The organism is Streptomyces hiroshimensis, assembly GCF_014650335.1.
GTDB lineage: Bacteria > Actinomycetota > Actinomycetes > Streptomycetales > Streptomycetaceae > Streptomyces > Streptomyces hiroshimensis.
Window position 1 is genome coordinate 85,205 of the sequence record NZ_BMUT01000001.1, and the last position, 18,039, is coordinate 103,243.

Annotated in this window: 15 protein-coding genes; 11 read left to right on the forward strand and 4 right to left on the reverse strand. The window is 71.5% G+C overall.

Features of this window, described 5'->3' with window-relative positions:
• The first annotated feature begins 96 nt into the window (after positions 1-96).
• The 3 genes from IE241_RS00340 (at position 97) to IE241_RS00350 (ending at position 4,300) form a co-directional block, all read left to right on the forward strand.
• Entirely contained in the window at positions 97-1,035 is a 939-nt protein-coding gene (locus IE241_RS00340) for a FadR/GntR family transcriptional regulator (protein ID WP_308433597.1), read from the forward strand.
• A 433-nt stretch (positions 1,036-1,468) separates the two neighbouring features.
• The gene (locus tag IE241_RS00345; RefSeq protein ID WP_268254325.1) at positions 1,469-3,019 is read left to right on the forward strand and encodes an RNA polymerase sigma factor; all 1,551 of its coding nucleotides are present in this window, start codon (positions 1,469-1,471) and stop codon (positions 3,017-3,019) included.
• Between the two features lie 180 nt (positions 3,020-3,199).
• Positions 3,200-4,300 carry a S1 family peptidase gene (locus tag IE241_RS00350; protein WP_190019520.1) on the forward strand — a complete coding sequence of 367 codons (1,101 nt, stop codon included), beginning with the start codon at positions 3,200-3,202 and terminating at the stop codon, positions 4,298-4,300.
• Here IE241_RS00350 and IE241_RS00355 read toward each other — a convergent pair.
• The gene (locus IE241_RS00355; protein WP_168094769.1) at positions 4,260-4,490 is read right to left on the reverse strand and encodes a DUF7455 domain-containing protein; all 231 of its coding nucleotides are present in this window, start codon (positions 4,488-4,490) and stop codon (positions 4,260-4,262) included. The two genes, IE241_RS00350 and IE241_RS00355, sit on opposite strands and share 41 nt — an antisense overlap.
• A gap of 442 nt (positions 4,491-4,932) precedes the next feature.
• Here IE241_RS00355 and IE241_RS00360 point away from each other — a divergent pair, with 442 nt between their 5' ends.
• The 5 genes from IE241_RS00360 to IE241_RS00380 all read left to right on the forward strand — a co-directional run bounded on the left by IE241_RS00360 (position 4,933) and on the right by IE241_RS00380 (position 11,462).
• Positions 4,933-7,053: a DNA gyrase/topoisomerase IV subunit B gene (locus IE241_RS00360; protein WP_190019521.1), complete on the forward strand. Its 2,121-nt coding sequence runs from the start codon at positions 4,933-4,935 to the stop codon at positions 7,051-7,053.
• 201 nt (positions 7,054-7,254) lie between these two features.
• Complete coding sequence (locus IE241_RS00365) at positions 7,255-8,418, forward strand: sensor histidine kinase (protein ID WP_190019522.1); 1,164 nt, start codon at positions 7,255-7,257, stop codon at positions 8,416-8,418.
• A 143-nt stretch (positions 8,419-8,561) separates the two neighbouring features.
• Complete coding sequence (locus IE241_RS00370) at positions 8,562-9,257, forward strand: response regulator (RefSeq protein WP_229898761.1); 696 nt, start codon at positions 8,562-8,564, stop codon at positions 9,255-9,257.
• A 178-nt stretch (positions 9,258-9,435) separates the two neighbouring features.
• Positions 9,436-9,873: a DUF485 domain-containing protein gene (locus tag IE241_RS00375; protein WP_229898762.1), complete on the forward strand. Its 438-nt coding sequence runs from the start codon at positions 9,436-9,438 to the stop codon at positions 9,871-9,873.
• Positions 9,870-11,462, forward strand: coding sequence for a monocarboxylic acid transporter (locus IE241_RS00380; protein ID WP_190019524.1), 1,593 nt, complete (start codon positions 9,870-9,872; stop codon positions 11,460-11,462). The genes IE241_RS00375 and IE241_RS00380 overlap by 4 nt, the downstream gene beginning before the upstream one ends.
• Before the next feature lie 37 nt (positions 11,463-11,499).
• On the opposite strand, the gene IE241_RS00385 is transcribed toward IE241_RS00380, so the two are convergent.
• Entirely contained in the window at positions 11,500-12,177 is a 678-nt protein-coding gene (locus tag IE241_RS00385) for a response regulator (protein ID WP_190019525.1), read from the reverse strand.
• A gap of 3 nt (positions 12,178-12,180) precedes the next feature.
• Complete coding sequence (locus IE241_RS34560) at positions 12,181-13,842, reverse strand: sensor histidine kinase (RefSeq protein WP_190019526.1); 1,662 nt, start codon at positions 13,840-13,842, stop codon at positions 12,181-12,183.
• A gap of 314 nt (positions 13,843-14,156) precedes the next feature.
• Between IE241_RS34560 and IE241_RS00395 the strand changes: the two genes are divergently transcribed.
• The 3 genes from IE241_RS00395 (at position 14,157) to IE241_RS00405 (ending at position 17,090) form a co-directional block, all read left to right on the forward strand.
• The gene (locus IE241_RS00395) at positions 14,157-14,999 is read left to right on the forward strand and encodes an ABC transporter ATP-binding protein (RefSeq protein WP_190019527.1); all 843 of its coding nucleotides are present in this window, start codon (positions 14,157-14,159) and stop codon (positions 14,997-14,999) included.
• 67 nt (positions 15,000-15,066) lie between these two features.
• On the forward strand, positions 15,067-15,894 hold the full coding sequence (locus IE241_RS00400; RefSeq protein WP_229898764.1) for an ABC transporter permease: 828 nt from the start codon (positions 15,067-15,069) through the stop codon (positions 15,892-15,894).
• 137 nt (positions 15,895-16,031) lie between these two features.
• On the forward strand, positions 16,032-17,090 hold the full coding sequence (locus IE241_RS00405) for an ABC transporter substrate-binding protein (protein WP_190019529.1): 1,059 nt from the start codon (positions 16,032-16,034) through the stop codon (positions 17,088-17,090).
• Between the two features lie 44 nt (positions 17,091-17,134).
• On the opposite strand, the gene IE241_RS00410 is transcribed toward IE241_RS00405, so the two are convergent.
• A complete protein-coding gene (locus IE241_RS00410; RefSeq protein ID WP_190019530.1) occupies positions 17,135-18,037 on the reverse strand; it encodes a ferredoxin family protein in 903 nt (300 codons plus the stop codon).
• Positions 18,038-18,039 lie beyond the last annotated feature (2 nt).

The window sequence follows — 18,039 nt, forward strand, 5'->3', positions numbered from 1 at the left end:
GCCGACGTCACGCTCCGCATACGAGCCACCTCGGAGAGTGCCCGTTTCTGTCCGTTTGGCCGTCAATTGTGAGGTAATGGGCGATCACCCTTTCGTGTGCTTTTCACCAAAGACCTCAAGGGACTTCGAGGTGTCGCCGACAAAGGAGGCGTGAGTACCCTTGCGCACACCATGATGACCGCGGCTCGCCCCGCCGACTCCGGCCTCGCAGGCCCGGGCGAGCTTGACCGTTACTCCTACGCGGAGGCCCCCGGGCCCGACCGCGGGGCCCCGCCGGCCTGGGACGGCGAGGCCGAGCTCAGCCGCGCCGGCCGCCGGGCCGCCGGCAGCCGGGGTCGGGGCCTGCACGGCCAGCTCGTGCAGCAGCTCGGCCAGATGATCGTCTCCGGGGACCTGGGCGCCGACCGCCCGCTCGTCCCCGAGGAGATCGGACAGCGCTTCGAGGTCTCCAGGACCGTCGTCCGCGAGTCCCTGCGCGTCCTCGAGGCCAAGGGCCTCGTCAGCGCGCGACCCAACGTAGGCACCCGTGTCCGCCCCGTCAGCGACTGGAACCTCCTCGACCCCGACATCATCGAGTGGCGGGCCTTCGGCCCCCAGCGGGAGGACCAGCGCCGCGAGCTGTGCGAGCTGCGCTGGACCATCGAGCCCCTCGCCGCCCGCCTCGCCGCCGGCCACGGCCGCGAGGACGTCCAGCAGCGCCTGGCCGACATGGCCGAGATCATGGGCCACGCGCTGGCCCAGGGTGACTCGCTCACCTTCACGCGCGCCGACGCCGAGTTCCACTCCCTGCTCCTGCAGGTCGCCGGCAACCGCATGCTCGAGCACCTCGCGGGCATCGTCTCCTCCGCCCTGCACGTCTCGGGCGCGCCCTCCGGCGGCTGCGACCGCCCCACCGAGGCGGGTGTCGGGCACCACCTCCGCATCGTCGACGCCGTCGGCGCGGGCGACGGAGCCGGGGCCGAGGCCGCGATGAGGCAGCTCCTCATCGCCCACCCGGACGTCGAGCGCGTGGTGCCCGCGCCGCGCGAGCACTGACCGCGGAGAGGAGCGGGACGGTACGAGTGGGTTCGTACGGAAGGGCCGCACGCGCCGGGCCGGGACAGGGCTCACGCGTGCGGCCGGATGCACGACCGCACCCGTGAGCCGTCCGGTGGCGCCGGCGCCCCTCCCGGAACTCGGACCGGGACGCCAGGAAGTGGAGTGTTCTGTCCAGTTGAGCAGGCATTCGCTCCGTTTTGGGGTGTGACTCGGGCCACGAGGATTGGGCGTAACGCTCCTTGAGGCAGTGCGATGACTAAAGAGGTGGTGGACGCGGAGGGAATACGGGCCTCGTCCGGGGCGCTGTGTCCGTCTGTATCCCATCACCCGCGCGCCGTCGGTTCATCCATGCCGGCGGTCGTCGGAACCGGTTCCCCGATCAGGGCGGGCCGGGGCCGGAAGCCGTTTCCATCGTTCCGAGAGGTTGTTCGTGTCGGCCAGCACATCCCGTACGCTCCCGCCGGAGATCGCCGAATCCGAGTCTCTGATGGCGCTCATCGAGCAGGGAAAGGCCGAGGGGCAGATCGCCGGCGACGACGTGCGTCGGGCCTTCGAGGCTGACCAGATTCCGCCAACCCAGTGGAAGAATGTTCTGCGCAGCCTCAACCAGGTCCTCGACGAGGAGGGTGTGACGCTGATGGTCAGTGCCGCCGAGGCGCCCAAGCGCACCCGCAAGAGCGTCGCAGCGAAGAGCCCGGCGAAGCGCACCGCCACCAAGGCCGTCGCCTCCAAGACGGTCACGGCCAGGCAGACCGCGTCCTCGGCGTCCGCCACGTCCGCCTCCGCGGCGTACGGCGACGACGAGAGCGCGGAGGCGCCCGCCAAGAAGGCCGCCACCAAGAAGGCGGCGGCGAAGAAGACGGTGGCGAAGAAGACCGCCGTCAAGAAGACGGCGGCCAAGAAGACCGCCGCGAAGAAGGACGCCGACGAGCTCCTCGACGAGGACCTCGTCGAGGAGACCCCCACCCCGGGCAAGGGCGAGGAGGAGGACGAGACCGGCGAGAACAAGGGCTTCGTCCTCTCCGACGACGACGAGGACGACGCTCCCGCGCAGCAGGTCGCCGTCGCCGGTGCCACCGCCGACCCGGTCAAGGACTACCTGAAGCAGATCGGCAAGGTCCCCCTCCTCAACGCCGAGCAGGAGGTGGAGCTCGCCAAGCGCATCGAGGCGGGTCTGTTCGCCGAGGACAAGCTGGCGAACTCCGACAAGCTCGCCCCCAAGCTCAAGCGCGAGCTGGAGATCATCGCCGAGGACGGGCGCCGCGCCAAGAACCACCTCCTGGAGGCCAACCTCCGTCTGGTGGTCTCGCTGGCCAAGCGCTACACCGGCCGCGGCATGCTCTTCCTGGACCTGATCCAGGAGGGCAACCTCGGTCTGATCCGTGCGGTCGAGAAGTTCGACTACACCAAGGGTTACAAGTTCTCCACGTACGCGACCTGGTGGATCCGCCAGGCCATCACGCGCGCGATGGCCGACCAGGCCCGCACCATCCGTATCCCGGTGCACATGGTCGAGGTCATCAACAAGCTCGCGCGCGTCCAGCGCCAGATGCTCCAGGACCTGGGCCGCGAGCCCACCCCGGAGGAGCTGGCCAAGGAGCTCGACATGACCCCCGAGAAGGTCATCGAGGTCCAGAAGTACGGCCGTGAGCCGATCTCCCTCCACACCCCCCTGGGTGAGGACGGCGACAGCGAGTTCGGTGACCTCATCGAGGACTCCGAGGCGGTCGTGCCGGCCGATGCCGTCAGCTTCACCCTGCTCCAGGAGCAGCTGCACTCCGTCCTGGACACGCTCAGCGAGCGTGAGGCGGGCGTGGTCTCGATGCGCTTCGGCCTCACCGACGGCCAGCCGAAGACGCTCGACGAGATCGGCAAGGTCTACGGCGTGACGCGTGAGCGCATCCGTCAGATCGAGTCGAAGACGATGTCCAAGCTGCGCCACCCGTCCCGTTCCCAGGTTCTGCGCGACTACCTGGACTAGAACCGGATAGAACGACAACCCCGCAGGGCCCGGCACCTCTCCCCGAGGAGCCGGGCCCTGCGGGCTGTACGGGTGACAGTGCGGCTGATCCGGAGGCATGCCGTCCAGGTTCCGGATGCGCCGATCGCCGTGCGGGTTGACTCTGGGTGTGCAAGGAACCCCGCAGAGTCAGGAGATCGTATGCGTTCGCTGAGCTGTCTGCTGGCCGGATCGATCGCCCTGGTCTTCGCGGTCCCGGCTCCGGCGCTGGCGGACCGTGCGGTCATCGGAGGGCAGGCCGTGAGGGCCTCCGAGGCGCCCTGGGTGGTGGCGCTGGGCAGCCGGCAGCGGTTCGGGGCCGCCAGGGCCGGGCAGTTCTGCGGCGGGGTCCTGGTGGGCCGCAGAACGGTCGTCACGGCTGCGCACTGCCTGAGCCACGAGGTGCTCGGCGTCGACGTGAGCGAGGCGAGGGATCTGCGGGTCATCGTCGGCCGGGACGACCTGAGGGGCGCCGTCGGCGCCGAGGTCGAGCCGCGGGACACCTGGGTCAATCCGGGGTTCGACCCGGGCACCAACGCGGGCGACCTGGCCGTGCTCACCCTGCGCAACCAGGTGCCGGAGAGCTATGTGATCCCGGTGGCGCAGCAGGGCGACGCCGCCTACCGGGTGGGCGCGAAGGCCATGGTCTACGGCTGGGGCGACGTGATCGGCAACGGTACGTACTCGGAGATCCTGCGCGCGGCGAAGGTACGCGTCCTGCAGGACGGGGTGTGCGAGCGGGCCTATCCGGGGACTGCGGAGGGGGTCTACCGCCGGTCGTCCATGCTGTGTGCCGGGATGCCGCTGGGCGGCCGGGACGCCTGCCAGGGGGACAGCGGGGGGCCGCTGGTGGCGCAGGGCAAGCTGGTGGGCCTGGTGTCCTGGGGGGCGGGCTGCGGCCAGCCGCAGTACCCCGGGGTGTACACACGGATGTCGGCTTACACGGCGCTGGTGGCGGCGCACAGCGGCGAGGGCGCCCCTCAGGCGTCGGCGGCGCCCGGTCAGTCTCCGGCCGCCGCGCAGCCGGCTGCTCCGGCCGCTCAGCCGGGGGCCGCGGCCCCGCACCCGCAGAAGCACAAGCAGCACTCCGCGAAGGTGCGCAGGAGCGTACGAGAGCGGGCGGCTTCCCCCGGGGTGGGGGCAGCCGCCCGCGGCTGTCCGGCTCTAGGTGGCCGGACCTCGCTCGTCGTCGGATGCGATGTGTCAGCGTTCCGCTACGGACTCAGCGGTCCTCTTCGGGCGCAGACGCCGGGGAGGCGGTGAGCCGCTCCGTCTCGTCCTGTATTTCCGCGGCGATCTTCTTGAGTTCTGGCTCGAACTTACGCCCATGGTGGGCGCAGAAGAGCAGTTCACCGCCGCTCATGAGAACGACGCGCAGGTAGGCCTGAGCGCCGCACCGGTCGCAGCGGTCAGCGGCCGTCAGCGGGCTCGCGGGGGTCAGAACAGTAGTCACGTCGCCTCTTCTCTAGCTCGACGAGCTGTCGTACCAGGGTCAACATCCAACCAGGCCGAAAACGTTCCCGCTCGCGGCTTTTCCTCGAAAGTTCCTTCCGAGTCGCTTCCGAGTCGGCCAGATCTTGACGGTTGGCGGCGAATGAGCCGTATTGCGTGGGCCTACGGTTTCACATCGCTGGGGGCTTTCGTCCTCCCGGCCGGCTTGCCGGTGTTCTTGAGGACGTGCCCGGAGCCTAAATGGTTCATGCCTCCAAGGGAACGTGATGTGCACGTCACTCCATCGTGTCATCGAACGTGTGATCGATCACTGGACTAGCATGGGCGTTCCCACGGGTGGCTGCACAAAGGCTCTACCAGGCATCGGTACCCTCTGAACGGCAACCGGGCCGCCGGCCCGCCCGACCGGGGCCGAAAAGAAATTCAGCGAGGAGCGAACCCGCGTGACCGCCGAAACGTCCGTGCCGTCCACTGCGCTGCTGACCGGGGCAGACCGGGACGGGTCCAACTACACCGCGCGGCACCTGCTCGTCCTCGAAGGCCTGGAAGCCGTCCGCAAGCGACCCGGTATGTATATCGGCTCGACGGACAGCCGCGGTCTGATGCACTGCCTCTGGGAGATCATCGACAATTCCGTCGACGAGGCCCTCGGCGGCTTCTGCGACCGCATCGACGTGATCCTCCACGACGACGGCTCCGTGGAGGTGCGCGACAACGGCCGCGGCATCCCCGTCGACGTCGAGCCCAAGACCGGGCTGTCCGGCGTCGAGGTCGTCATGACCAAGCTGCACGCGGGCGGCAAGTTCGGCGGCGGCTCCTACGCGGCGTCCGGCGGTCTGCACGGTGTCGGCGCGTCGGTGGTCAACGCGCTCTCCGCGCGCCTGGACGTCGAGGTCGACCGCAACAGCAGGACCCACTCGATCAGCTTCCGCCGCGGCGTCCCCGGCATTTTCACCGAGTCCGGCCCGGACGCCCCCTTCGACCCGGCCAACGGCCTGCTCAAGGGGAAGAAGATCCCCAAGGTGCGCACCGGCACCCGCGTCCGCTACTGGGCGGACCGGCAGATCTTCCTCAAGGATGCCAAGCTCTCGCTGGAGACCCTCTACGGACGGGCCCGCCAGACCGCCTTCCTGGTGCCGGGCCTGACGATCGTCGTCCGGGACGAGCGCGGCATCGAAGGCGAGCAGGCCACCGAGGAGACCTTCCGCTACGACGGAGGCATCAGCGAGTTCTGCGAGTACCTGGCGCAGGACAAGGCCGTCTGCGACGTGCTGCGGCTGACCGGGCAGGGCACCTTCAAGGAGACCGTGCCGGTCCTGGACGACCGCGGTCACATGACCCCCACCGAGGTCACCCGCGAGCTGGGCGTGGACATCGCCCTGCGCTGGGGCACGGGCTACGACTCCACGGTCAAGTCGTTCGTCAACATCATCGCCACCCCCAAGGGCGGCACCCACGTGACGGGCTTCGAGCGCTCCATCGCCAAGACCGTCAACGAGGCCCTGCGCGCGTCGAAGCTGCTGCGGGTCGCCGAGGACGACGTCGTCAAGGACGACGCCATGGAGGGGCTCACGGCGGTCGTGACCGTACGTCTGGCCGAGCCGCAGTTCGAGGGGCAGACCAAGGAGGTCCTGGGCACCTCGGCTGCCTCCCGGATCGTGGCGAACGTGGTCGCGAAGGAGCTCAAGGCGTTCCTGACCTCCACCAAGCGCGACGCCAAGCAGCAGGCGCGGGCGGTCCTGGAGAAGATCGTCGCCGCGGCCCGCACCCGTATCGCGGCGCGCCAGCACAAGGAGGCCCAGCGGCGGAAGACCGCTCTGGAGTCCTCGTCGCTGCCGGCCAAGCTCGCCGACTGCCGCAGCGACGACGTCGAGCGCAGCGAGCTGTTCATCGTCGAGGGAGACTCGGCGCTCGGTACGGCCAAGCTGGCGCGGAACTCCGAGTTCCAGGCGCTGCTGCCGATCCGCGGCAAGATCCTCAACGTCCAGAAGTCGTCGGTCTCGGACATGCTCAAGAACGCCGAGTGCGGCGCGATCATCCAGGTGATAGGAGCCGGGTCCGGCCGGACCTTCGACATCGACGCGGCGCGCTACGGCAAGGTCATCTTCCTCGCCGACGCCGATGTCGACGGTGCGCACATCCGCTGTCTGCTGCTCACCCTCTTCCAGCGCTACATGCGCCCGATGGTCGAGGAGGGGCGGGTCTTCTCCGCGGTGCCCCCGCTGCACCGCGTGGAGCTCACCCACCCCAAGAAGGGGCAGGACAAGTACATCTACACGTACTCGGACGCCGAGCTGCGGCAGACGCTGCTGGAGCTGGAGCGCAAGAACGTGCGCTACAAGGACTCCATCCAGCGTTACAAGGGCCTCGGTGAGATGGACGCCGACCAGCTCGCGGAGACCACGATGGACCCGCGGCACCGCACCCTGCGCCGGATCAACATCAGCGACCTGGAGGCGGCGGAGCGCGCCTTCGACCTGCTGATGGGCAACGAGGTGGCGCCCCGCAAGGAGTTCATCACCAACTCCGCGGCGACGCTGGACCGCTCGCGCATCGACGCCTGAGCCCATCCCGACCGCCTCCCGACCGCCTTCTGGCTGCCTCTCGGCCGGGCCCGGGGCGGCCCGGCCCCGGCTCACCGGTGCTTTCTCCACCCCCGGGTGGAGAAAGCACCGTCGTGCATCTCCACCCGGTGCCCACCCGTGGTCCGATCCAGGGCGGTCGCCGGCTCCGTAGTGTCGGATGCGTCGGCGGAAGGACCGTACGTGGCGATCGAGAAGTGGACCGAGTGGCCGGCCCGTGAGGCGCTCAGCAGGGTGGGCGTGCCCCGGCGTCGGCAGGTGCTGACCTGGGTGGTGCGGCTCGTCCTGATCTGGTTGTTCCTCTGGAACGTCCTGCGCAAGGGCACCTTCCACGGGTGGGGATACGCCGCCCTGGGAGCGGGGTTCCTGCTCTGCGCGGCCGCGGTCTGGTGCTGGTACCACTCGACGCTCGCCCGGCGGCTGTGGCTTTCGGTGGGGCTGCTGGGGGTGCTGGTGGCGGTGGGGGCCGTCGCGCAGCTGGCCGGTGCGCATGCCGCGGCCACGGGGCTGTGGTGTGTTGCCGCGGCCCTCGCGGTGGAGCGGCTCCCGCTGGGGCCCGGGCTGGCGGTCGCGGCGGTCTGCATGGCGGCATACGTTCTGGCCGGCGCGGATCGTTCGCTGACGACGGCCGGGACGGTGGCCGGGGTACTGCTCATCGGATATTCGCTGAGACTGGACGACGAGGCGCGGGGAGCCGGGTTCCGGCTGCTGGCCCAGGAGCGGGCCGCGCGGCGGGCGGAGGCCGAGTCGGCGGCGCTGGCGGAGCGGGCCCGTATCGCCCGGGAGATACATGACGTGCTCGCGCACAGCCTGTCCGCACAGCTGGTGCACCTGGAGGCCGCGCGGCTGCTGATCGAGCACGGCGAGGACCGGCAGCGGGTCCTGGACCGGGTGGTGGCGGCACGGCGCATGGCGCGCGAGGGCCTGGCCGAGACCCGTCAGGCGCTGTCGGCGCTGAGGGGAGAGCTGACCCCGGTGGAGGAGTTCCTGCGGGCGTCCGCCGCGGGGGAGGGGGCACGGCTGGAAGTGGCGGGGGAGCCGCGCCCCCTGCCCGCGGAGGCCGGGCTGGCGGTGCGCAGGGTCGCGCAGGAGGCGCTGACCAATGTGCGCAAACACGCGCCGGGTGCGCCGGTGGAGATGGAGTTCACCTATCTGGAGGGGTGGGTGGAGCTCCGGGTCCGTGACCACGGGGCGCGCGGAGCGTCCCGGGAGCTGGGGGAGGCCGGTGCCGGGTACGGTCTGCTCGGGATGAGGGAGCGCGCCGAGCTGCTGGGCGGTTCGCTGGAGGCCGGGCCGGCCGGGTCCGGGGAGGAGGGTTTCGTGGTGCATCTGAGGGTGCCCGCATGACGGGTGGCGAAGGCGGCGCCGTGAGCGCCGGTGGCGGGGGCGGAGCCGGACGGGCGGCCGGAGGAGAGGCCGGGGGAGCGGGGGACAGGGTCGCGAGGGTCGTGGTCGCGGACGACCAGACCGTGGTCCGCGAGGGGATCGTGATGCTGCTGGGGTTGCTGCCCGGCATCGAGGTCGTCGGGGCGGCGGCCGACGGGGAGGAGGCGGTGCGGCTCGTCGTCGAGCACGCCCCGGACGTCGTGCTGATGGACCTGCGCATGCCGCGCTGCGACGGAGTGGAGGCCACGCGGCGCATCCGCGCCCGGCACCCGGCCACCCACGTCGTCGTCCTCACCACCTACGCCGACGACGATTCGCTCTTCCCGGCACTCCGGGCCGGTGCACGGGGCTACCTCACCAAGGACGCGGGCGGCGAGGAGATCGTCCGGGCCGTGCGGCATGTGATGTCGGGGGAGGCAGGGCTGTCGCCGAACATTCAGCGGCGGCTCCTGGAGCGGCTCTCGGACCCCACGGTCTCCGGCGCCGCGGCAGGTGCCGGTGCCGGTGCTGATGCCGGTGCCGACGGCATGGCCTCCGCCGGTTCCGTCCCGCCCCGTTCCGCCCTGCACCGCAGGGAGCTCCCGGACGGGCTCACGGCGCGCGAGGCGGAGGTGCTGTCGCTGGTCGCCGACGGCCTGTCCAACGCCGAGATCGCCCGCAGGCTGCATGTGAGCACGGCGACGGTCAAGACGCACATCAACAACCTCTTCGCCAAGACGGGGGCGCGCGACCGGGCCCAGGCCATGCGCTACGCCTTCCAGCACGGCATTGCACGGCCCCCGGAGTCCTCCATCACCTGATGGGGTGAACGTCGGGCCAACGGCCGGGTCCGCATACCGGCGTTCTGTCCATCCTTGGGTCCTCCGGCGGCGGGTGACACCGGTCAAGCGGGCCGTGATCAGCCGGGCCTGGCGACCCAAGGAGAGTTCGGTGGAGAACCACGACAGACGCAGCGCAGCGAGTGCCCTTGCCGGAACGATTCAGCCGGCCCGCGCCCTCACCGCGCCGGACATCTCCCGCGCCCTCACCGCGCCGGACATCTACCGCGAGGTCCAGCGTGGCGCGGCCTTCCGGGAAGTGCGCAGCCGCTACCGCCGGTTCGCTTTCCCCGCGGCCGCCGCCTTCCTGCTGTGGTACCTGGCGTACGTGGTGACGGCCACGGCCGCCCCCGGCCTGATGGCCCGGCCGGTGGCGGGCGCGCTCAACGTCGCCATGCTCGCCGGGCTCGCCCAGTTCGCCACGACGTTCCTGCTGACCTGGGCCTACGCCCGCCATGCCCGGCTGCACCGCGACCCCGCCGCGCTGGAGCTGCGCTGGGCGGTCACCCTGGAGACCCGCCAGGAGTGGACCGGCCAGGAGCGGACCCAGGAGTGGACCTGCCAGGAGCAGAGCCGGCGGGAGGGGGAGCACGCATGACGGGCGCTCACCATGCCCTTGCACTGGCTCTGTTCAGCGTCTTCGTCCTGGTCACGCTGGGCATCACCACCTGGGTGGGGCGCGAGCGCCGTGGCTCGCCGGAGGAGTTCTACGCGGGCGGCCGCCTCTTCAGCCCCATGGAGAACGGTTTCGCCATCGCAGGCGACTACATGTCCGCCGCCTCCTTCCTCGGCGTCACCGGCCTCATCGCCCTCTACGGCTACGACGGCATCCTCTACACCGTGGGCTTCCTCGTCGCCTGGCTCGTCGTGCTGTTCCTCGTCGCCGAACTCGTCCGCAACTGCGGCCGGTTCACGCTCGCGGACGTCCTGGTCACCCGGCTGCGCGAGCGTCCGGTCCGGATCGCGACCGGGGTCTCCTCCGTCACCGTCTCCGTCCTCTACCTCGTCGCCCAGATGGTCGGCGCGGGCAGCCTGATGACGCTGCTGCTGGGCGGGACCGGCGAGAGCGCCCGCGCCTGGACCGTCGTCGGCGTCGGCGTGCTGATGGTCGTCTACATCACCCTCGGCGGCATGCGGGCCGCCACCTGGATCCAGATCGTCAAGGCCGTCCTGCTGCTGGGCGGCACGGTCGCCCTCACCGTCCTCGTCCTCGTGCGCTTCCACGGCGACCTCTCCGCCCTGCTCACCACGGCGGCCGGCCGCAGCGGCCACGGGCAGGCCTTCCTCGCCCCGGGCCTGAAGTACGGCGGCGACCCGACCTCCCGGCTGGACTTCGTGAGCCTCGGCCTCGCGCTCGTCCTCGGTACCGCCGGGCTGCCGCACATCCTCTCGCGCTTCTACACGGTGCCCACTGCCTGCGCCGCCCGCCGCTCGGTCGTCTGGTCCATCGGGCTCATCGGCGGCTTCTACCTGATGACCATCGTGCTCGGCTTCGGCGCCGCCGCGATCCTCGGCCCGGACGCCGTACGGGCCGCGGGCCCCGCCGGGAACAACGCCGTGCCGCTGCTCGCCCTCGACCTGGGCGGCGGCGCCGGGTCCACCGGAGGCACGGTCCTCTTCGCCGTGGTCGCCGCCGTCGCCTTCGCCACGATCCTCGCCGTCGTCGCCGGGATCACCCTGGCCTCCTCCGCCTCGGTCGCCCACGACCTGTACCGGACGGTGAGCCGCCGCGCCCGTACGCCCCGCAGCGAAGTGGCGGTCGCGCGCGTCGCGGCCGCCGGCACCGGCGCGGTGGCCATCGGGCTCGGGCTGCTCGCCCAGGACCTCAACGTCGCCTTCCTGGTGGGGCTCGCCTTCGCTGTCGCCGCCTCCGCGAACCTGCCGGTGCTCCTCTTCACGCTCTTCTGGCGGCGGTTCACCACGCGCGGGGCGGTGTGGTCCGTCTACGGCGGCCTCGTCCCGGCCCTCGTGCTCGTCGTCCTCTCGCCGGTCGTCTCCGGCGGTCCGGACGCGATCTTCCCCGGCGCGGACTTCGCGCTCTTCCCGCTGGAGAACCCCGGCCTCGTCTCCGTCCCGCTGGGCTTCCTCGCCGGCTGGCTCGGCACGGTGACCTCGCCCGAAGCGGCCGACGCCGGCCGCCACGCCGAGACGGAAGTACGCTCGCTGACCGGCGCCGGCGCCGCGTAGCGGGAGGCAGCGCAAGCCCCCCGCCGGGAAGCCGGCTTCAGCGCCCCGTCCACGCGTAGCGGTGCTCCGGGCGCCCCGTCTCGCCGTACTTGAGGGTCAGGCTCAGCCGCCCGGACTCCTCCAGCCGCTTCAGATAGCGCTGCGCCGTCGAGCGGCTCAGGCCCGACCGTGCCGCGACCTCGTGCGCGGACAGCGGGGACGCGGCATCGGAGAGGACCCGGCGTATCAGCTCGGCGGTGGGCGCCGAGTGGCCCTTGGGCAGCGGCGTGCTGGTGGCCGCCGTGCGCAGGGTGCCGAAGATCCGGTCGACCTGGTCCTGCCCCGCCTCCTGCGCGTCGTCGAGGGTCCGGCGCAGCTGCGCGTACGCCTCCAGCTTCACCCGCAGCCCGGGGAAGGTGAACGGTTTGACCAGGTACTGCAGGGCCCCGTAGCGCATGGCCGCCTGCACGGTCGCGATGTCGCGCGACGCCGTCACCATGATCACGTCGGTGAGGTCGCCGAGCTGCCGCAGCCGGCGGACCAGCCCCAGGCCGGTCTCGTCCGGGAGGAAGTGGTCCAGCAGCACCAGGTCGATGCCGCCCTTCTCCAGGACGGCCATGGCCTGCGCCGCGTTGTGGGCCTTGGCGCCGACGCGGAAGCCGGGAACCCGCGCCACGTACGCGGCGTTGATCTCGGCTACGCGGAAGTCGTCGTCCACGACCAGGACCTCGATCATCGTTCACCCCTTCGAGTGAGCTGAGTGGGCCGGGTGGGCCGGGTGGGTGGATAAGCGCAGCGCTTCGGGCAGTTCCACGGTGAACACCGCGCCGCCACCGTCCCGTTCACCGGCCCGCACCGAGCCGCCGTACCGCTCGGCCAGCCGCCGTACGAGCGAGAGGCCGAGCCCCCGGCGGCGGTGCGGGACGGCCTCCTTGGTGGACCAGCCGTCGGTGAAGACCAGTTCGCGGGCCGAGGCCGGCACCCCGGGGCCGTTGTCCGCCACCCGGACGACGAGCGTCTCTCCCACGGCCCGCAGCTCCACTTCCACGAAGGGCGCGCTGTGGGGCGCATCCGCAGCGTCCGCGTCCGCCGCCGCGCCTGCCACCGCGTCCAGGGCGTTGTCCACGAGGTTGCCGAGCACGGTGACGAGGTCGCGCGGGTCCACGACCCGGTCGGGCAGCCGGGTCGCCGGGCTGACCCGCAGCGCCACCCCGCGCTCCGCGGCGACCGCGCTCTTGCCCACCAGCAGGGCGCTCACCAGCGGGTCGCGGACCCGCTCGGTGACCTGCTCGGCCGTCGCCCGGTGGGCCCCGGTCACCTCCGCGACGAAGTCGGCGGCCTCCTCGTACAGGCCCAGTTCCAGCAGCCCGACGATGGTGTGCAGGCGGTTGGCGTGCTCGTGGTCCTGGGCGCGCAGCGCGTCGGTCAGGCCCCGGGTGCCGTCGAGCTCGCGGCGGAGCTGTTCCAGCTCGGTGCGGTCGCGCAGCGTGGCCACGGTGCCGCCGCCGGCGGTGTCCCTGCGGTTGACGACCAGCACCCGCCCGTCCCGGACGGTCAGCAGGTCGGTGCCCGTCACGCGGCCGGCCAGCACGTCCGTGGTGCGGCCCGGCGGCAGGACGCCGTCGAGGGGATGGCCGATCGCGTCCTGGCCGATGCCCAGCAGCCGCGCGGCGGCGTCGTTGAGCAGGCGGACGCGGCCGAGCCGGTCGAGGGCGACCACGCCCTCGCGGATGCCGTGCAACATGGCCTCGCGTTCGTCTAAGAGGGCGGAGATCTCGGTGAGTTCGATGCCGCGGGTGCGCTTGCGCAGCCGGCGGGAGACGGCGAGCGCGGCGAGCGCCCCGACGCCGAGGGCCGCACCCGCGTACATGAGGATGCCGGGCACGGCACGGACCAGCAGCGCGTGCACGTCGTCGTAGGCGATGCCGACGGAGACGGCGCCCACGATCGCGCCCTCGCCGTCGCGCAGGGGCACCTTGCCGCGCGCGGAGCGGCCGAGGGTGCCGCGCCCGGTGCCCGTCCACTCCTGCCCGCCGAGGACCCGGCCGGGGTCGCTGCTGACGCGCTCCCCGATCCGCTCGGGGACGGTGTGGGAGTAGCGGATGCCGCGGGTGTCGACGACCACCACGTAACTCGCGCCGGTGGCGAGCCGTATGCGCTCGGCGTCGGCCTGCACCGGCCCGTCGGGGGAGGGCGGCCCGGCCAGCAGGCTGTGCGCGATGCCGGGCTGGGCCGCGGTGGCCTGGGCGATGGCCAGCGCGCGGTGCTCGGCCTGGTCGTCGAGCTGGGCGGCGAGGGGTGCGAGGAAGAGCCCGGCGGCGAGCCCGGCGACCCCGGTGATGATCAGCAGCTGGACGAGCAGGACCTGGGCGAAGACGCGGCGGGGCCAGCGGGGGCGCATGCGTGTGTCCCCCTCCCTCTCGTCCTGATGTCGTCCTCCGGCCGGGTGGCCGGCCGGCCACTGAAGCGGAGTGTCCAATTCCGATTCAGCGGCGTTCCGCTTTCGCACTGTGGACCGAACGTAGCCGGTCCTGCCCCCCGCTGCCGGTTCCGTGGCGCTTTCGTTGTTCTACCGCGAGCAAAACGAGCAGAACAGGGTTCATGCGCTGAAGCCGCACAGCGCTCACAAGGCTGTCTGTGCGCCACGCGTCACATCTAGCCTCCACCACCGGTCACCCCCCATGGCCGGAAACCTGCACAGAGGAGGCGGCAACGATGATCAGCGGCACCCCGCCGGGCCACGCCCCGGCGATCGAGCTGCGCGGAGCGAGCAAGGTGTTCCGTACGCCCTCGGGCGCCTCGCACACGGCCGTACGGGACCTCGATCTGACGGTGGAGCAAGGCGAGTTCGTGGCCGTCGTCGGCCCCACGGGCTGCGGGAAGTCCACCACGCTCACCCTGGTCAGCGGCCTGGAGGAGCCGACCGAGGGCGAGGTGCTGATCGGCGGAAAGCCCGTGACGGGGATCCGGCCGGAAGTCGGCTTCGTCTTCCAGCAGGACGCCGTCTTCCCCTGGCGCACGGTGCTGTCCAACGTCATGGCAGGCCCGCGCTTTCGCGGCGTGCCCAAGGCCGAGGCGCGGGAGCGGGCCCGCGAGTGGCTCGGCCGCGTAGGCCTCGCCGCCTTCGCCGACCGCTATCCGCACCAGCTCTCCGGCGGCCAGCGCAAGCGCGTCGCACTCGCCCAGACCTTCGTGGGCGACCCGGAGATCCTGCTGATGGACGAGCCCTTCTCGGCGCTCGACGTACAGACCCGGGCCCTGATGTCGGACGAGCTCCTGGAGCTGTGGGGCGGCTCCCGCCCCGGCGGACGGGCCGCTTCCGTCATCTTCGTCACGCACGACCTGGAGGAGGCGATCGCCCTCGCCGACAAGGTCGTCGTGATGACCGCCGGCCCGGCGACCGTCAAGGAGGTCTTCCCCGTCCGGCTGCCCCGGCCGCGCAAGGTCGAAGCCGTACGCCTGGAGGCGGAGTTCGTGGAGATCTACCGCGAGATCTGGTCATCCCTCGGTGAAGAGGTCCGCATCACCCGTGAGAGGGGGGCCTCCCGTGTCGGCTGAGTCTGTTGATGCCGTTGATGCCGTTGATGCCGTTGATGCCGTCGAGTCCGTCCGGCTCTCTTCACCCCTGCCCACCGGCCGGACCGCGGCCCGCGCGAAGGCCGTCCGCCGGCGCAGGCTGGTCGTGTACGCGGCGCGGGTGCTCGTCCTCGTCGTGGTGCTGGGCGCGTGGGAGCTGATGGCCCGCAACGACGTGATCGATCCGTTCAACTTCTCGATGCCGTCGAAGATCTGGGACCAGATCGTCCAGTGGACGCTGCACGGCACGGCGCAGGGCTCGCTGGGCGAGCAGATCTGGTACACGCTCTACGAGGCGCTGTTCGGCTGGGTCATCGGTGTGACCGCCGGCGTGGTGCTGGGGATCGCTCTCGGCCGGGTGCGCTTCCTGGCCGAGGTCTTCGGCCCGTACATCAAGGTCCTCAACGCGCTGCCGCGGATCGTCCTCGCGCCCATCTTCCTGATCTGGTTCGGGCTGGGGCCTGCTTCCAAGGTCGCCTCGGCCGTGGTGCTGGTCTTCTTCCCGGTCTTCTTCAACGCCTTCCAGGGCGCTCGCGAGGTCGACCGCAATCTGGTGGCCAACGCCCGCATCCTGGGGGCGAGCAACCGCCGGGTGACGCTGCAGGTCGTCATCCCCTCCGCGACGTCCTGGATCTTCACCAGCCTGCACGTCAGCTTCGGCTTCGCGCTCATCGGCGCGATCGTCGGCGAATACATCGGTGCGACCAAGGGGATCGGACTGCTCGTCTCCGTCTCCCAGAACTCGTTCAACACGGCGGGCGTCTACGCCGCCATGGTCATCCTCGCCGTCGTCGCGCTGCTCGCGGAGGGGTTGCTGACCTTCGCGGAGAAGCGGCTCTTCCGCTGGAAGCCGGGCGGCTCCGGCGCGGGGGAGTGACGGCGCGGCGCCCCGCACATCCCCCGCTTCCCTGAACATCCCCCGTCCCACCCCTGCACGTCCCCCACCCCAGCACATCCCCCACGTCCTGCACGTCCTGTGTGTCTCCTACGAACCTCTGACCGTAAGGAACAGCGATGCGTACGTTCAGCAAGACTGCCAGAGCCCGCGCGGGCGCCGTCGCGGCGGTGATGTGCCTGACCCTGGCCGGGTGTGCCGACGACTCCTCGTCGAACAAACGGAATTCGGCGCTCGAGGCGGCGAAGGGCGACATCGTCAGGATCATGGTGGGCGGCCTGGACAAGGTCATCTACATGCCCGCGGTCCTCACCCAGCGGCTCGGCTACTTCCAGGAGGAGGGGGTGACCGTCGACCTGCTCAGCGAGCCCGCCGGCGTCCAGGCCACCACCGCCCTCGTGGCCGGCGAGGTCCAGGGCGTCGTGGGCTTCTACGACCACACGCTCGACCTGCAGGTGAAGGGCAAGCAGGTCGAGTCCGTGGTGCAGCTCGCGCAGACGCCGGGGGAGGTGGAGATCGTCTCGAAGAAGGCCGCGGGTGACCTGGCCTCGCCCAAGGACTTCAAGGGCAAGAAGCTCGGTGTCACCGGACTGGGCTCCTCCACCGACTTCCTGACGAAGTATCTGGCGGTGAAGAACGGGGTGAAGGTCAGCGACTTCACGCCCGTGGCCGTGGGTGCCGGGCAGACCTTCGTCTCCGCGCTCCAGCAGGGCTCCATCGACGGCGGGATGACGACCGACCCGACCGTGGCGCAGGTCCTCGCCAAGGGCGCGGGCAAGGTGCTCGTCGACATGCGGACGCCCGAGGGCTCCAGGGCGGCGCTCGGCGGCCTCTACCCCGCCTCCAGCCTTTACATGAACACCAGTTGGGTCAACAGCAACAAGGATGTCGTACAGAAGCTCGCCAACGCCTTCGTGAAGACCCTCACGTGGATGTCCGAGCACACGCCGGAGGAGATCGCGGCCAAGATGCCCGAGGACTACGCCAAGGGCGGCAAGGACCTGTACATCGAGGCGATCAAGAACACGCTGCCGATGTTCACCAAGGACGGGGTGATGCCCGAGGACGGGCCGAAGACCGTCCATGAGGTCCTGAAGTCCTTCAACCCGGCGCTCAAGGACGCCAAGGTGGACCTGGAGAAGACCTACACCACGGAGTTCGTGAAGAAGGCGGGGTAACCCTGCGGTAGCCCCCTCGGGGGGGCGGCCTCAGGGGGACGGCTTCAGGAAAGCGGCGTGACGGACCCGACGTCCATCCGCGCCGGCGTGGCCGGCGCCCGGCCGCAGCTCTCCGGGCGCGGCGGCTCCGCGGCGCCCTGCTCGACGGTCACCCGCCAGGAGCGGCCGTCGGTGTGGGCGACGGTCACCGACCAGTGCGGCGCCGCGCCCTCGGTGCGCGTGACGTCGAGGGCGTCCGCGCCCTCCTCGCCGGTCAGCTCGCGCACCGCCAGTTCGGCGGCCTGGGCCGGGCGGTCCCACGCGGAGCGGCCCCGGCAGTCGCCGGTGACGATCCGGCGGTCGCGAACGGCCTCCAGCACGTCCTTGACGCCGTGGGCGGTGACGCGGCCGTAGGCGTAGCCGTACGGGAGGACGAAGAGGGTCGGCGAGAAGCGGTGGCCGCCGATGTGGGTGACCTCCCAGGCCTCCGCGCCGGAGGCGGCCAGCTCCGCGGCCAGGGGGCGGCCCAGCAGGGCGCAGCAGCGGTCGCGCTTGCCGTTGGTGCACACGAACACCAGCGGGTCGCCCTCGTAGGCCTCCCACAGGCCGCCGTGCTCGCCCGCGCCGAGGGCGGCGAAGTCCAGCCCGGTCAGCTCTGCGGGGTCGGCGAGGGCCGCGGTGCGGATCCAGGAGCGGCCCGGGGCGGTGTGGGCGGCGAACACGCGGTGCGTGCCGGGCCGGCGACAGTCGGCGTGCCGGCCGGGGCGGCGGATCAGTGCGATCCGGACGCCCGTGCCTTCTGCGGCCGCGTCCAGCGCGCGCCCGACGGCGGGGTCGAGGTGGCTCTCGGTCAGCGCGTCCTTGCCCCAGGGCCCGGGCTGCTCGACGAGCAGCCACGTCCGCGCGGTGGCGGCGGTGCCGGCCAGCGGCTCGGAAAGGTTGCGGGAGGCGGTCGCGCACGTACTCACGA